Genomic DNA, 13861 nt, shown 5'->3' with positions numbered 1-13861 from the left:
GCTAGCTGCTAAATGGAAGGGCCACTTGGAACGGCTGGGCAGAATTTCCCCTCCATACCAGCCCCTTCCATTGTGGCGGGAGCTGGTACTCCCCTGATTCTTAGCGATACAGGAGGACGCTATCCTTCCTGGTGCTTACCCGCCGCAGCGGACTCCGGCCCAGCTGCTTAAAGCGCCAGCCGCACTGCAGCCCGGTCCAGCACGCGCACCACCATCGCAATCGCGTGCGGCACCATCTTTTTGGCCACGCCGCGCCGTACCGCGTGATCGGTCGACGACATCACCGCGCCCCCATATTTATACGAGTACGTGCCGCCCTGCGTGAGCAGCGGCCGGATGTCGGTCGCGTTATTGGCCAGCGGCGCAAAATCGTTCAGCGCCGCCAGCACCAGCGCCGGATCGTTCAGCTTTTCGGTATCGTAATGGTCGCCGATCCAGCCTTCCCAGCCCGAATGGTTGTGGCCGAGTACGTTAAAGGTGTGGTGCGGCTGCAGCAGGTCGGTCGAATGCAAGGCGAACCCCAGCGACTGCGCCGATGGCGCCTGCAGGAAACGCGTCCAGAAATGCTGCGCCAGGTTGTCGAGCGGCTGGAACGGGAAATGCTGGTAATCCTGGTACATGCTCGCGGTCGAATAGCCGCCCTGGCGGTAGCGCGCTTCCGTGATGCCGAAGGTGTTGTACTTGCTGGCGTCGCCGAACCAGCCGCCGAGCCCGCCGGCGCCATCGTCCAGGTAATCGTTGACCAGCCAGGCCGCCGCCAGCTTGTCGATGTCGCCCGGATTGCCCAGCTTGGCGTAGTGGTAGCCGCCGAAGTCGTTGCCGTGCACGTCGGCGCCCGCCGTATGGTTCTGGAAGTGCCAGAACGAGGTGTAGCGCGCCAGCCCGGAACCCAAGCCCCACAGCGGCGAACCCTGGCAGTTGCCGGTGGTTGCGCCGCAGATGTAGGTGTCCTCGAAATAGTCGACGTCGTGCGCGCCCTGGCCGACGGCGGCGGCGAACTGCTCGATCGTGTAACCGGCCCGCGTCACGCCCGCCACCAGGGTCGCGTAGCGCGTCTGGTCCGGATGCGCCTTCATGAACTCGACGGCGTCGAGCACGATGCGGCGGTGCGTTTCGGTATTCCATGCCTTGGCCGGCAGGAACGCGAGCAGGGCGAATGCGACGGGTGCGAGCTTGAATACTGCTTTCATCTGGTCTCCATTATTAGAATGTTTTACGGGCAGCGCGAACGCGATGCCCGGTCGGCTTGCTGTGTTACCACGACCGCGCACGCGGCCGCGCTCATTTCCCCAGTGCGGGATGATCTTTCAACAGCTGCGCGCGCATGCTTTCCAGCCCGCGCGCCTTGTCTTCCGCCTTGGCGATCTTGTCGGCGGCGATGCCCATGGAACGCCCGCGCGCGATGTCGTCGCGCAGGCGCGGCAGCTCCTCGTCGACCGCCTTGACGTAAGCGGCCATCACCTGCGCGTTCTGGCGCGCTTCAAATGCCTGGTAGGCCTTCGGGTCGGCCAGTTCCTCGGCGGTGGGGCGCGCCCGCGCGGGCACATCGAGCGCAATCGGCGGCGCTTCGGGGTCGCCGTAGACGCGGGTCTGCGCCAGGCTTTGCGCCGCCGGCAGCGGCGCCTCATCAGCCGGCGCGGCCTTGGTGTCCGGCGGCCAGGCGTCCAGCCAGGGCCGGCCGGCAACAGCGGCGCGCGTACTGACGGTGGCGTGCGCCGTGGCAGCTTCGGGCGGCGCCTCCTCCGCCGGCCACACCAGCCAGATTGCGCTCCCCACCAGTGCCGCGCCGACCAGCAACTGCAGTGCCGGCCTCATGGCGCACCCGCGGCGCCGCGCGCCTGTTCATCGAGCAGCTTGCGGTTGACGGCGACCGTGGCCGCGCGCACCAGCTTGCTGCGCGCGGCGGCGAATTCCGTCCGCGCGCGCTCATGGGCGATGGCCTTGCGCGCCATGTAGCGCACCGTTTCCGAGTCGGGCGGGTGGAAGCCCTCCACCCGTTTTTCGACCAGCAGGATGTCCCAGGTGGCCACCGCCCCCGGCCCCACCGGCGCGCGGAACGGGCTCGACACCTTGCCTTCCGGTTGCAGCAGCGCCAGCGCCGACAGCCAGTCCGGCTCGTCGGTCTGCATCACCCAGCCCAGGTCGCCGCCACGGGCAGCGTTGGGCGCTGTCGAATGGCGCCGCGCCAGCAGGCCGAAGTCCTTGCCCGCCGCCGCTTCGGCCGCAATCCGCTGCGCCAGCGCTTCGCTGTTGACGCGGATGTGGCGCGCGCGCACCTTCTCGGTACGCCGGAACTGTTCCTTGTGCGCCGCGTAGAAGGCGCCGATCTCGGCCTGCGTGACCTGGCGCGCCAGCGCCGTTTGCAGCGGGCTGTGCGCTTCAGCGCCGTCCGCCAGTCCGTACTGGCGCATGGCGCCGCGCACCGCTTCCTGCTCGCTTAGCGCCTGGCGCAAATCGGCCAGCGCCTGCGCGCCGAACTGGCGGTCCGCCCAGTCCAGCACGAACAGGCCCGCCACCCGCAGGCGCGCTTGCTGCTCGATGAAATCGAGCTTGCGGTTGAAGAAGTCCATGCGGCCCTGCACGTTCTGGCGCTGGTACACGTCCCCCAGCGTCAGGGTCACCGGCGGTGCGCTGCCCAGGCGATAGCGCAGCAGCGGCGTCTGGGCGGCCAGCGCGGCCTGCTCCGCATTGAAGTCGTAACCGAGCCGCAGCGCGCGCGGGGCGCCGAACAGGCGGTCGAGCTGCTTTGGCGCCAGCGGGAAAGTGGCCTCGATGACGCCGGCAAGAGTGCCGCCGGGCAGGGCGCGCAGGGCCGCTTCCAGTTCCTTGGCGTACATGCTGCGCAGCAGGCCGACCAGGCGGTCGTCCACCCCCACCTCGGGTGCGAAGCCGACCGTGCTGGCGGGATAGAGCTGGGCGGCGCTGAAGCGCGAGCGCGACCAGTCCGCTTGCAGGCGGTCCGCCACGATGTCGGCCAGCACCGCCTCGGCGGACGGGCGGCCGGGCTGGTCGCGCGCCTGGTGCTGCAATGCGCGCAAGGTGAGCGCGTGCACGGGCGCGCCGTTGATGTGCGCGGCGACGGTGGCATCGTCGGGCGCGGCATGGGCGGGACCAAGGGTGCTTGCGACGACGAGCAGGGCGGCCAGAAGGCGTGGTGTGGGAGTGATGATTGTCATGTCGGTTGTCGTTGTTCTCAAGCGAGGATGGCCACGCCGTGGTCGGTGCGGTCGGTGAGGATTTCAAAGGCGGCGCCGTGACGCGAGCTGAACGTGCGCGGCGCCTGCCCGCGCAGGGTCACGGTCAGCGTGCACGACGCCAGTTTGGAGTTCAGGCAGGTTTTGACGCCGCCCGGCGGATTTGGATAATGCAAGCCGGCAAACGCTTCGCGCGGCGCCTCGATGCGGATCTGCACGCGCACACCTAGGGAGCGGGCGTCGATGTCCCAGCCGAAACCGTCGATGCGCGCACGCGTGCGCAAGGCTTGCGTGATGCTGTTGAGCGAGAATTCCTGCGCACCAATGCGCAGCACCACCAGGCTCATCTGCGGCGACCAGACGGGACCGAATTTCAGGCGCGCCGTCGAGCATTCGAGGAACACCTCGGGCGCAGCGTCGAAGCCGGCCACCTGGCCCCAGCAATAGGTATCGGTGTGGCGGCTGCCCCAGTTGTGGTTCTGGCTGCCGCGCCACTGCTGCACCGCCACCGTTTCGCCGTCGACCTCCAGCTCGCCCGCGAACAGCGCGCCCGGCGCCCCCACCAGCACCTTCGATTGCGGAAAGCGGCCCGCGTACAGCGAGGCCGGCAGCAGCAGCAGCGGTGCCTGCGGCGCGTCGTAGCCGAGCGCCCATGCGATCCGGTGCGCGGACGTGGCGGCACTGCCCATCAGGCAACTGGCGCTGAGCTGCGACTGGCCGATCAGCAAGTCCGGCGCGCCGGTGCCGATCGTGCAGTCGCCCAGCGCGAACTGGTTCTTCACCGCCACGATGCGGCGCCGTTCGCCATCGAAGAACACGGCCCAGATTTCGCCCACGGCCTCCCGCGGCTGCCCCGCCGGGCTGAAAAAGGTGTAGCGGATCCAGAAGGCGCGCGCGCGGCCGGCCTCGTTCGCCCTGAGGAAATAGCTTTCGTAATGGCCGGCGCGGCTGCCCGGCACGAAGCGGCAGCGGTTGGCGTCGGCCGGCGTCATCACGCGTGCGGCTCCGCGCCGATGGCTTCATGCGCCAGCCGCAGCGGACGAAACACCTGCGCCATGCGTTGGCGGAACACCAGCGGCGGGTAGCCGGTCCAGCCGCGAAAGGCGCGGCACAGCGACGATTGCTCCTCGAAGCCGACCGCCGCCCCCAGCTGCGCCAGCGGCGCGTCGCCGCGCAGCACGCCGATCAGCGCCTGCTGCGCGCGCGCCGCGTTGAGCAGCTGGCGAAAGCTGGCGCCCTCGCGCTGCAAGGCCCGCTGCAATGCGCGCGGCCCCAGGCCGAGGGCGGCGGCGGTGCGCGCTTCGTCGGCTTCGGCCAGCGGCACGCTGGAGGCGAACAGGGCACCCACCGCGCGTGTCACGAGCGCCCCCTCGCGCGCACTGGTGCGGGCGCAATGGCCCAGCCAGGTGCCCAGCGCCGCGTTCAGCGCGGGGTCGGCAAAGCGCGGCGTGGCGTCGAGCAGCTCCGTAGCAATCGTCACGCCGTAGCAGCAGGTGTCAAAACGCAGCGGGCAGGCGAAGGCATCTTCGTACTCGCGCAGCGGCGCGATGCGGCGGTGGCGCAGCGACACGTGCGCCACATCGGCCTGCCCGCCCAGCAGATAACGGCCGAACGAAACCCAGCCGGCCAGGATGCCCTCGATCACGGCCGGCGCCACCGCCTGCGCCGGCTGCCATACCACGTGCACGCGTTCGCCCCGGCGCAGCACACGCGCACGTCCCAGGGTGCTGGTGATCGATTCGAGTTCGGTCAGGTGGCCGATGGCGCAGCGCAAAGTCGGCGCGCTGGCGGCGGCGATGCCCAGCATGCCGAAGCCGGCCGCACCAACGCGCGTGCCGAAGCGCAAGCCGAGCGCCGGGTCGCCCAGTTCGCGCGCGCCGCCCGTCATCAGCCCGGCGAATGCGCTGCCGCACAGGCGCGGCCCAGGGGGCGCCATGCCTGCATCGCGCGGCAAGCCCTGCTCGGCCAGGAACGCCCCCAGCGCATCGGCGTACAGGGTCGATACGCTGGGCGCGGCGCGTGTCAGCATCGGTTCAGACCGCCCACGGGAACAGCACCTTGGCCAGGTTGCCGAACACGGTCTTGAGGAACAGGATCTTGACCGCCAGCTCCTCGTACCACGGCGTGGCAATGGTGTTGAACGACCATGAAAAATTCCACAAGGTGGCCGGCTTCCACCACTCGAAGTGCAGTTCCGAGGTCCAGGCATCGCCCTTGAGCAAGTCCGGCACGCTCGGCTGGGCCTGGCCTTGCGCCTGGAACACGCCGCGCAGGGTGGTCATATCGTCCAGCATGTCGAGCCCGGCATTGTTGTAGACGTGCTTGATGCCGACGAACTGCACCGCCGCGCCCTTGAAGCGGTAGGTCAGCACCCGTCCCGGCGCCGCGCCCGGGGCCGGCGCCAGGATTTGCAAGCTGCCGCTGACGCTGCCGGCCGGCACGCGGTCGAGCACCAGTTCGCCGCTGAGCTTGGCGGCATGCTGGGGATTGCTGCGCCAGGCATCGATATCGTCGATGACGACCTTGAAATACACGCTCACGTAGCGGTACTCGCCCTGGTGATAGGCGTAGCCGTGCATTTCCTCGGAAAATGCGATGCCCCGTGCCCAGCCCAGGCAGGGCAGCAGCGCGAGACCGGTCAGCAGCAACAGTTTGTGCAGGAACGTGGTCATGGTCAGCCTCATTGGGAAAAGCGTTCGGCGGCGCGCTCGGCCAGCGCGGCGATGGTGAGCAGGGGATTGGCCCCGAGCGAGGCCGGCGCGATGGCGCCGTCGATCACGCGCAAGCCCGGGTAGACCGCTTGCGCTGTCTGCCCACCGCCGCGCGGATTGAACACCCGGCCGTCGGCGTCGACCACGCCATCCTCGACCCGGTCGGCCATCGGGCAGCCGCCCAGGGGATGCACGGTGGTCATGGCGCCACCGAACAGCGGGCTGCTGCGCGGACTGTCGGCGTAGCGCCCGCCGAACGCTTGCGCATGCAGCGCCATCTCGGCCCGCATGCGCTGGCCGAAGGGTTCCTTTGCAATGCCGGGCCACAGCACGCGGGCATTGCCGTTGGCGTCGAGCTCCACCTTGCCCGAGGCGCTGTCGTGGCCGATGCCGAGGTACACCATGCTGTGGTTGAGGGCGCCGTCGGTGCCGCGTTTGGCGGCATCGCGCGCGATGCGCTGCAAGGCCGGAAAGTCGCTGCCGCCGGGCGCGGCCAGCGGCATGGCCAGGCGCAGGGCGTCGACCAGGGCGCTGGGGATGGCCGCATCCTGGATCAGGTAGCGCTGCGCCACCGGGGTGCCGGCGGCGCGATAGTCGGCCATGCTGGTGATGGTCGGTCCCACGCGCTTGAGGCCGAACGGCGCGGGGGCGGCGCCGAAGCCCATCACATTGGTCTGGACGCGCGTGTTGTAGGCCAGCCCCAGCAGGTCGCCATTGGTCGAAAAGCGCGTACCGAGCGCGGACGACAGGGCCAGGCCGCGCGCCTGCGAGCGCAGCAGGATCTGGGTGCTGCCGAGGGAGCCTGCGGCCAGGATCACGCTGGCGGCAACCACCGAGCCGGCCACGGCGGGGCCGCTGTCCGGGCGCGCCAGGTAATGCACGCGCCAGCGCCCGTCAGGCAGGCGCTCGATCCAGTCGACCTCGATGCGCGCGAAAATCTGGGCGCCGCCGCTGCGGGCCAGCGGCAGGTAGTTGACGTCGAGACTGTTCTTGGCGCCGACGCGGCAACCGGTGACGCAATCGCCGCAATGGGTGCAGGCCGCCTGCCACACGCCCTGGGCATTCGGCTGGCCCTGGTAGCGGCGCAGGTTGACGGCGATCGGCAGGGCGCGCGCCTGCACCGGCGCGCCCTGGCGCTTGCGCGCGGCGGTGGTGGACAGGTGGAACCAGCTCTTGCGTAGGGCGTCCGCCTCGGTCACGGTGTCGGCGCCCAGCATGGTGCGCACGCGCGCCTCGTAAGCATCCATGGCGCCGCTGGCGTAGGCGTTCTGGATCGCCTGCGGCCAGCGCCCGAAAATATCGCGGTCGGGCGCCAGCACCACGCTCGAATTGATCAGCGAGGTGCCGCCGACGCCATTGCCGCTCAACACATCGATGGTGCCGCCGGCGCGGTAATCGAACAGGCCGAGCGGTGCGGAGGCGGTGCGAAATTGCGCCAGGGTATCAACGAGGCCGGTGGCAAAGGCGTCCGGCGACCATTCCTTGCCGCGTTCGAGCACGGCCAGCGAGCGGCCCGGTGCCAGGCGCGCCGCCATGACCGCGCCGCCGTAGCCGGAGCCGATCACCAGCACATCGTAGTGGGGCGCCAGCTGGCCGGGCGCGCGGCTGAGCGGGGTGCGGGGAGGGGCCGTCGCGGCCCGGGCCGGGGATGGCGCCAGGCTGGCGCCTGCGACCAGGCTGCCCAGTGCTGCCATAAAATGACGCCGCTTGATGCTGTCCGACATGGTGGCTCCTCCGTGGGATGGAGCAGCCAATGTAAAGGAGCATATGTACAGCGTCTTGTCCGAATGCGACAGGCGATGGTGGAGTTACGCCAAAACCGCCATCGGTAAGCGATCCGTTATCGCCCGTCGAATCGGCTTAGGCGGCGCCGACCAGGCGTTCGACCACAGGTTCGAGCGCGGCCGGACGGCAGCCGAACGCGGCCAGGCGGCCTTGCGCTTGCGGCGCCAGGTCGAGGTCGTACGGCAGGCGGCCCGCGACGACCCAGAGCTTATCCGCCGGCATGGCTGCCAGCAGGCGGCGTTGCCCCTCGACCAGCATCGCATTGTAGGTCTGCACCACGATCTGCTGCGCGCCGGCGGCGAAGGCAATCGCCTCGGCCACTTCGGCATCGAGCGCTTCGGCCGACATCGCATACTCGCGCACGTCGAACCCGGCCTTCTGCAGCGCCGGCAGCATCGAACTGCGCGCTTCGTTGTTGCGTCCGTTGGCCACTTCATCGACTTCGCTGCGCGAACGCACCTCGACCGTGATCAGGCTCACCGGCAGGGTCGGGTCGAGCGGGCGGAAGCCGCCCTGCACGCACAGCGCCGCCTTTTGCACTTTTTTCGCCAGCGCGATCGATTCGGCCGTCATCAGGCCGCCTGGGATGGCCGCGCGCTCGCGCCAGCCGCCCACCGCGCGCGCCTGCTTCAGGCGCCGCACGCGCGCCAGCGCATCGCCGATGCGCTGCGCGCCGATCGCGCCCTGCGCCACGGCGTCGGATACCGCCGCCAGCGCCGCGCGCTGCTGGTCTTCGCGGTGCGAGATCAGCACGATGTCGACGCCCGCCTGCAAGGTCGCCACCGCACCCGCCGCCACGCCCACGCCGTCGGCAATCGCGCCCATTTCCAGGCAGTCGGAAATAATCACGCCTTCATAGCCCATCTCTTCGCGCAGCAAGCCGGTCAGCACGGCCTTCGACAGCGTGGCCGGCACCGAGGGGTCCGGTTCGATGGCGGGAAAGGCCACGTGCGCCGTCATGATCGCGTCCACGCCGCCGGCAATGGCGGCCCGGAACGGCACCAGCTCGACCGCGCGCAGGCGCTGCAGGTCGTGCGGCACCAGCGCCATCGAGTAATGCGAGTCGACGGCGGTGTCGCCATGGCCGGGAAAGTGCTTGGCCGTGACGATGACGCCGGCTTCCTGCTGGCCGCGCAGGGCCGCCATGCCGTAGCGCACCACGGTGTCGGCATCCTCGCCGTAGGCACGCACGCCGATGATCGGGTTCAGGCGGTTATTGTTCACGTCGAGAACGGGAGCGAGCATCATGTTGATGCCGATCTGGCGCATCTCGTCGCCATTGATGAAATTGATCTGCCGGCATTCTTCGACCGACCCGGCCGCCTGGAAGGCCATGGCGGCGGGAATCGGCGTGACGCCCTGTTCGATGCGCATCACCATGCCGCCTTCCTGGTCGAGCGCGATCAGCAGGGGCTCGTCGCTGACTTCGGCGTTGATTTCCTGCAGCTTCTGGCACAGCGCGGATACTTGCGCCGGCGTGTGGACATTGCGCCGGAACAGGATCACGCCGCCGATGCGGCGTTCGCGGATCAAGCCGATAATGTGGTCGTTCGGTTCCAGGGCGTCGAAACCCACCATGAATAACTGTCCGATGTTGTGCTGCATATCCGTTTGCATCTTGTGGTTCCTCGCTATCCGTAAAAAACGTTATTCCGTGTCCTGCCATGGGCGCAGGCCCAGCAGTTGTTCGCCCAGGGCGCTCAATTGCGCGCGCTGGTATCTGGTCTGTTCCCATTGGCGCGGATCGCCGTGCAGGCTGTATCCGGCCGGCGCTTCCCGCTCGCGCCAGGAACGGATGCGCCATTGTTTCAATGCCTCGTCGTGCTCCTGCGCCGGCATCATCGAGATATATTGCGCCATCCGGACCTTGTTCGCCGACACATTCTGGCGGATGCCGTGGCACAGGCGGCTGTTGAAAATGAGCAGATCGCCCTTTTTCAACAGCACCGGCACGTGCGGCAGGCTTGATACGTCGGGCCGGTACCAGTCCCAGTCGGCCGGCTGGGTGCGGCGCCAGGCATCGAAATCCTGGAACAGCGAGGGCACGCAGACAAAACCGCCCACTTCCATATCGGTCTGGTCGCTGATCGAGAGCACACCCTGCACATTCTGCGGCGCGCTAGGCGACGCGCTCTCCGGGTCGTAATCCCAGTGCATGAAGCTCTTGAATTCGAATCCCGGCTCGGGCGGCAGGTTCAGGTTGATGCGGTCGATCGATACCCACAGCTTGTGCGTGCCCCAGATATCGACAAAGGCGTCATACACCCGCGGCATCTGGCGCGTATCCCACAGATACTGGTGGTTGTATAACTCTATCATCCCCGCATTGAAGCTCAGCTCTGTTTTTCGCAGGCGCGATTTCTCGGGCGGATACCAGCTGGCTGGGTTGGTCGGGTCGAGTTCCTCGAATTCCCAGATCAGCTGCTCCAGCCGCTCCAGCTGGTGCGGCTCGACCGCGTTGGGAATGACGATGTAGCCGTTCTTTATCCAGAAATCCCAGTCCTGTTCCGACAGCACGCGCAGCGGCGCGCCATTGGAGCGGTCGTTCAGGCGCGCCGCCGTTTGCGCCACGGTCGACTGATTGCGCGTGCCGACGCTGTGCTTGCCGATTGTCTCGATATTGCCGTTCATCGTGATCCTCCAGGTGTCGCCAGTTCCATGAAATGCAGCCGGTCGAAAAACAGCTCGGCGGCGTAATCGAATACGGCGCGCGAGCGGAAGCCCTTGTTCAGGTAAATGCCCATGGCGGCGCTGTTTTCCCATACCGCCAGCACGATGCGCGGGCTGCCTTTGTCGCGCGCCAGTGCGCCGATATCGGCCAGCATGACATTGAACAGCCCACGCCCGCGGAAGCGCTCCTCGACCGCCAGGCTGGCCACGAACAGGTCGTTCTCGCGCGCATGGTCGGCGATAAAGGCGTCGTAGGCGGCATCCATGGCATGCATCTCGTCGCGGTAATACGACACCGCCTCGATGTGCCCGAATTCGCCGATGGTGGCGGCCGTGTAAAAGCCGTTGAACCGGCCGGCGGCGTCGAACAGGCCGACCGAATGGGCGATGAATGGATCGATATTCTGGCGCCGCTGCAACGCCACCAGCGGCAGGCGCAGGCGATTGCCGAACGAGCAGTATTCAAGATAGCTGGTCGCGAACAGCAGCGCCGCCATGCGGTCGCGGCAAGCGTCCGGGATCAGCGGCCCTTGCACGAAGGCGGGCGTTTCAGCGTTCGTTGGCATGGGCGCTGTGGATGCGTGTGGCGGTGGCGTGGACGCTGGCGTACCTGCGCTCGCGCCGCGTATCGGCTCCGCGCGTCTTGCGCCAGAAGTTCCCGCGCCGGATCTGGTCGGCGTTGATCGCCATCAGATAGGCGCTGAACAGAGCGTTGACCCGGTCCAGCTTGGGGTCTTGCGAGAGGAAGGAGTAGTAGTGGCAGCCCTCGGGCCAGGCGCGCAGTTGCGCCGCGTAGGCCATGCGCGGCAGTTCCGTGGTGGTCAACACCTGGGCCACGCCGGCCAGATCGCGGATGTCGGGCAGACTCCAGTGGCGCTGTTCCAGGGCGGCGATGCAGCGCTCGTAGCTGTGCTGTTCGGCGCCCGTGAGCGGCACCGGGGTGCGGGTCAGCGCATCGACGTTCAAACGCATGCCATGAAGGCCGCTGACGATGCTTTCGGTCGCGTCGTCATGCAGGACCCCGTGGCGCGCGGCCAGGTCGTGGTAAGCCGTCAGCGAGCGCCCGATCGTGTCTTGCCAGACGCCGTAGGTGGCGCTGTGCAGGGCTGCGGTCCAGGCGGCGCTGTGAGGGGTCTTGTCGGGCACGTCGGGCCCCATGGCGGCCAGGTTGGCGTCGATGTGCGCGATCAGCTGCGCCATCGCGGGTGTGGCTTTGCGCGCCACCAGTACGCCATTTTCGTCGTTGAACAGATTCATCCAGCAGACGAAACTGGCGTCGATATGGCCGCTGTCGCGGTTGATGGCAAAGCTGACGTAATCGGGGACTTCGGGCTTGCACAGAAAGAGCGTGGCGGCGCGGTAAGGCAGGGTGTCCGCATCGAGATAAATGCCGCCGCAGCGGTGCAGGATCAGCAGCCGGAAATAGTCGGCCAGATTGACGAAATAGCGCTTGCGGTGCAATTGCGCCAGCAGCGGCGCGATATCGGCGCCATGCTCGTGCGCCAGCGCCTGCAGCGAATGCACCGTCAACAGGCGCGCCCCGCACAGATAGGTGCCGATCACGTGGTGCGCGCCCGGCGCGGGATGAAAGCACGGGTCGCCGCGCAATTGCCCGGCGTCCCAGACCCACAGCATCAGGCGGTACGGGCCGGCGTCGAGCGGGCCGATGTCGTCGAGCGCGCAATCCCACTGGCGGATCGATTCGCGGGCCAGGTCCGGCAGCGCGCCGCCGAGCCAGATCCGGTGCATGATCATGTCATCGGCGCCGAGCGGCTGGGTGGGGACGGCGAGCAGCGATGAAATCCGGCGCGCATCGAACTGGCCGGCGTGGCGGCGCACGAAATGGCGCAGTTCGCGCAGATGGCCGTAGTAGGCCGATGCGGATGCCTGCAGGCGGGCCCGCGCATCGGCGCCGCCATGCGCATCCTGCCGGCAGAACGCTTCCCACTGTTTATACGCAAGGAATTCGGCCTTCAGATCCTTGATCAGCACTTCATATTCCACGTCGATATTCATGCTGCCTCCGTTCCGTGTCCGCTTGCTTACTCGGCCTGGGGCGATTGCGCCAGGGCCGGTTCCTGTTGGTCGTGGTGTCGTGCAAAGCGCATCAGGCAGGCGCCGATCGCCAGTCCCAGAGGCACGTTAAACAGCGCATACGAGGCGAGCGAATAATCGAACCGGGCGCACACCAGGTTATAGATCTGGACGCCGGCGGCGATATACACGCAATAGAGCAGGCTCATCGCGGATGAGGTCAGGTTCATCGACACGCCGGTGGCGGTCAGGGACAGGCGGATCAGGGCGCCGTTGAACAGGCCGAAGCCGGCCGAGAAAATGAACATGCAGACGATGAACAGGTGCCCGTGCTGATGCACCAGTCCCGCGCCCAGCATGCCGATGACGGCCAGTCCCGCGCCCTGGCGAATCAGGCGCGTGAGCGAAAAGCCGTCGCCGAGTTTTTGAATCGCCATGGTGCTGATGATGAATCCGGAGAAGATCACGAGCTGGTACAGGATATAGGTGCCGTACGACTTGCCCATGTGTTCCATGATGATCAGGGGCGACAGGCCGATCCAGGCTGTCAGCGGCGTGATCGCCATGGCGGCGATCAGGATTCCCGACATGAATTTCTTATTGCGCACGATGGTCAGGTAGCTGGCGCGGATCGAGGCGAGGTCGGCTTTGGGTTTGATCGCTTCGGCGCGCGGCATGAACGTGAACAGGCCGAGCCAGGCGATGGTGCCGAGCACAAAGCCGATCCCGAAGATCGCTTCCCATGGCGCCACGCTGATCACGGCGCTGCCGACCACCGGCCCGATCAGCGGGGCGAACACGGTGGTATTGGACAGCATGGCGGTCAGCTTGACGGCATCGGCATCGTCGAACAGTTCGTGGATGGCGGCGTAGCCGATGAAAATGAAGCACGAGCCCATGCCCTGGAAGAAGCGGGCGGTCAGGAACTGGGCGATGGTGGCGGAAAAGGGCACGAACAAGGTCGCCACCAGATACAGCGCGACGCCCGCCAGCATGACCTTGCGTTTGCCGACGCGGTCGGCGATGGGGCCGAGGAAGATCTGCAGCATGCTGCCGCCGAGGATGAACAGGCTCAGCGACAGGCCGATATTGCGGTTCGACGCCTGGAACTCGCGCACGACCTGCGGCATCGCCGGCATGATCATGTCGTTCGACAAGTAAACGGTCAGCTCATAGAGGATGAAAAACAGGGAAAAGTAGAGCAGCTGCGGGCGTTTTTCAAACATGTTTTCCACCTGAAAAAATCTTCCGAAAGTCCTACGGCCGAGATCCCGAACACCTACAACCGGGGTCAGAGCTCTAATTAGCAATAACTGGCCGCCGCCTTGGCGCTGGCGCGACGCTTGTGCGGTTAGCGATCCCCCCCGAGAAACTTGAACGCACCTGCACGAGGGCGGACATCTGCAAGTAATCGGTGCTGCAATTGTTTCGAATCAGAGGTCTGACCCCGGTTGTGCAACTAGTCGG

At 67.2% G+C, this 13861-nt stretch carries 12 protein-coding genes; all 12 read right to left on the bottom strand.

From position 1 onward, the window contains the following. Nucleotides 1-167: 167 nt before the first annotated feature. A complete protein-coding gene (locus tag RBA41_RS21405; protein ID WP_306626275.1) occupies nt 168-1190 on the bottom strand; it encodes a phospholipase C/P1 nuclease family protein in 1023 nt (340 codons plus the stop codon). A 91-nt stretch (nt 1191-1281) separates the two neighbouring features. Then, nucleotides 1282-1815: a hypothetical protein gene (locus RBA41_RS21400; protein WP_306626274.1), complete on the bottom strand. Its 534-nt coding sequence runs from the start codon at nt 1813-1815 to the stop codon at nt 1282-1284. Beyond that, nucleotides 1812-3176 (bottom strand): peptidylprolyl isomerase, encoded by a 1365-nt coding sequence (locus tag RBA41_RS21395; protein ID WP_306626273.1) that lies wholly within the window; start codon nt 3174-3176, stop codon nt 1812-1814. The genes RBA41_RS21400 and RBA41_RS21395 overlap by 4 nt, the downstream gene beginning before the upstream one ends. A 17-nt stretch (nt 3177-3193) precedes the next feature. Beyond that, entirely contained in the window at nt 3194-4186 is a 993-nt protein-coding gene (locus RBA41_RS21390; RefSeq protein ID WP_306626284.1) for a tocopherol cyclase family protein, read from the bottom strand. Beyond that, the gene (locus RBA41_RS21385; RefSeq protein WP_306626272.1) at nt 4186-5223 is read right to left on the bottom strand and encodes an AraC family transcriptional regulator; all 1038 of its coding nucleotides are present in this window, start codon (nt 5221-5223) and stop codon (nt 4186-4188) included. The genes RBA41_RS21390 and RBA41_RS21385 overlap by 1 nt, the downstream gene beginning before the upstream one ends. Nucleotides 5224-5227: 4 nt before the next feature. Continuing rightward, nucleotides 5228-5866 carry a hypothetical protein gene (locus tag RBA41_RS21380; RefSeq protein WP_306626271.1) on the bottom strand — a complete coding sequence of 213 codons (639 nt, stop codon included), beginning with the start codon at nt 5864-5866 and terminating at the stop codon, nt 5228-5230. Nucleotides 5867-5874: 8 nt separating this feature from the next. After that, the gene (locus tag RBA41_RS21375) at nt 5875-7629 is read right to left on the bottom strand and encodes a GMC family oxidoreductase N-terminal domain-containing protein (RefSeq protein WP_306626270.1); all 1755 of its coding nucleotides are present in this window, start codon (nt 7627-7629) and stop codon (nt 5875-5877) included. A 136-nt stretch (nt 7630-7765) separates the two neighbouring features. Beyond that, nucleotides 7766-9307, bottom strand: a complete 1542-nt coding sequence (gene nagZ / locus RBA41_RS21370) for a beta-N-acetylhexosaminidase (RefSeq protein ID WP_306626269.1) — start codon at nt 9305-9307, stop codon at nt 7766-7768. 30 nt (nt 9308-9337) lie between these two features. Beyond that, nucleotides 9338-10321 carry a phytanoyl-CoA dioxygenase family protein gene (locus RBA41_RS21365; protein WP_306626268.1) on the bottom strand — a complete coding sequence of 328 codons (984 nt, stop codon included), beginning with the start codon at nt 10319-10321 and terminating at the stop codon, nt 9338-9340. Then, nucleotides 10318-10926, bottom strand: coding sequence for a GNAT family N-acetyltransferase (locus tag RBA41_RS21360; RefSeq protein WP_306626267.1), 609 nt, complete (start codon nt 10924-10926; stop codon nt 10318-10320). Before RBA41_RS21360 ends, RBA41_RS21365 begins: the two co-directional genes overlap by 4 nt. Beyond that, entirely contained in the window at nt 10910-12376 is a 1467-nt protein-coding gene (locus tag RBA41_RS21355) for a glycosyltransferase (protein WP_306626266.1), read from the bottom strand. The genes RBA41_RS21360 and RBA41_RS21355 overlap by 17 nt, the downstream gene beginning before the upstream one ends. A gap of 26 nt (nt 12377-12402) precedes the next feature. Beyond that, the gene (locus RBA41_RS21350; RefSeq protein WP_306626265.1) at nt 12403-13620 is read right to left on the bottom strand and encodes an MFS transporter; all 1218 of its coding nucleotides are present in this window, start codon (nt 13618-13620) and stop codon (nt 12403-12405) included. Nucleotides 13621-13861: the final 241 nt, after the last annotated feature.

This window comes from Massilia scottii (genome assembly GCF_030846495.1).
GTDB lineage: Bacteria > Pseudomonadota > Gammaproteobacteria > Burkholderiales > Burkholderiaceae_D > Telluria_A > Telluria_A violaceinigra.
The sequence above is the reverse complement of the archived record's forward strand: the minus strand, read 5'-3'. Positions and strand labels throughout refer to the sequence as shown.

What these genes read in the sequence shown, in the direction of transcription:
- RBA41_RS21385 (WP_306626272.1), bottom strand. Translation starts at nt 5,223, where the DNA reads ATGCTGACACGCGCCGCGCCCAGCGTATCGACCCTGTACGCCGATGCG.
- RBA41_RS21380 (WP_306626271.1), bottom strand. Translation starts at nt 5,866, where the DNA reads ATGACCACGTTCCTGCACAAACTGTTGCTGCTGACCGGTCTCGCGCTG.
- RBA41_RS21350 (WP_306626265.1), bottom strand. Translation starts at nt 13,620, where the DNA reads ATGTTTGAAAAACGCCCGCAGCTGCTCTACTTTTCCCTGTTTTTCATC.
- nagZ (WP_306626269.1), bottom strand. Translation starts at nt 9,307, where the DNA reads ATGCAAACGGATATGCAGCACAACATCGGACAGTTATTCATGGTGGGT.
- RBA41_RS21400 (WP_306626274.1), bottom strand. Translation starts at nt 1,815, where the DNA reads ATGAGGCCGGCACTGCAGTTGCTGGTCGGCGCGGCACTGGTGGGGAGC.
- RBA41_RS21360 (WP_306626267.1), bottom strand. Translation starts at nt 10,926, where the DNA reads ATGCCAACGAACGCTGAAACGCCCGCCTTCGTGCAAGGGCCGCTGATC.
- RBA41_RS21405 (WP_306626275.1), bottom strand. Translation starts at nt 1,190, where the DNA reads ATGAAAGCAGTATTCAAGCTCGCACCCGTCGCATTCGCCCTGCTCGCG.
- RBA41_RS21375 (WP_306626270.1), bottom strand. Translation starts at nt 7,629, where the DNA reads ATGTCGGACAGCATCAAGCGGCGTCATTTTATGGCAGCACTGGGCAGC.
- RBA41_RS21395 (WP_306626273.1), bottom strand. Translation starts at nt 3,176, where the DNA reads ATGACAATCATCACTCCCACACCACGCCTTCTGGCCGCCCTGCTCGTC.
- RBA41_RS21365 (WP_306626268.1), bottom strand. Translation starts at nt 10,321, where the DNA reads ATGAACGGCAATATCGAGACAATCGGCAAGCACAGCGTCGGCACGCGC.
- RBA41_RS21390 (WP_306626284.1), bottom strand. Translation starts at nt 4,186, where the DNA reads ATGACGCCGGCCGACGCCAACCGCTGCCGCTTCGTGCCGGGCAGCCGC.
- RBA41_RS21355 (WP_306626266.1), bottom strand. Translation starts at nt 12,376, where the DNA reads ATGAATATCGACGTGGAATATGAAGTGCTGATCAAGGATCTGAAGGCC.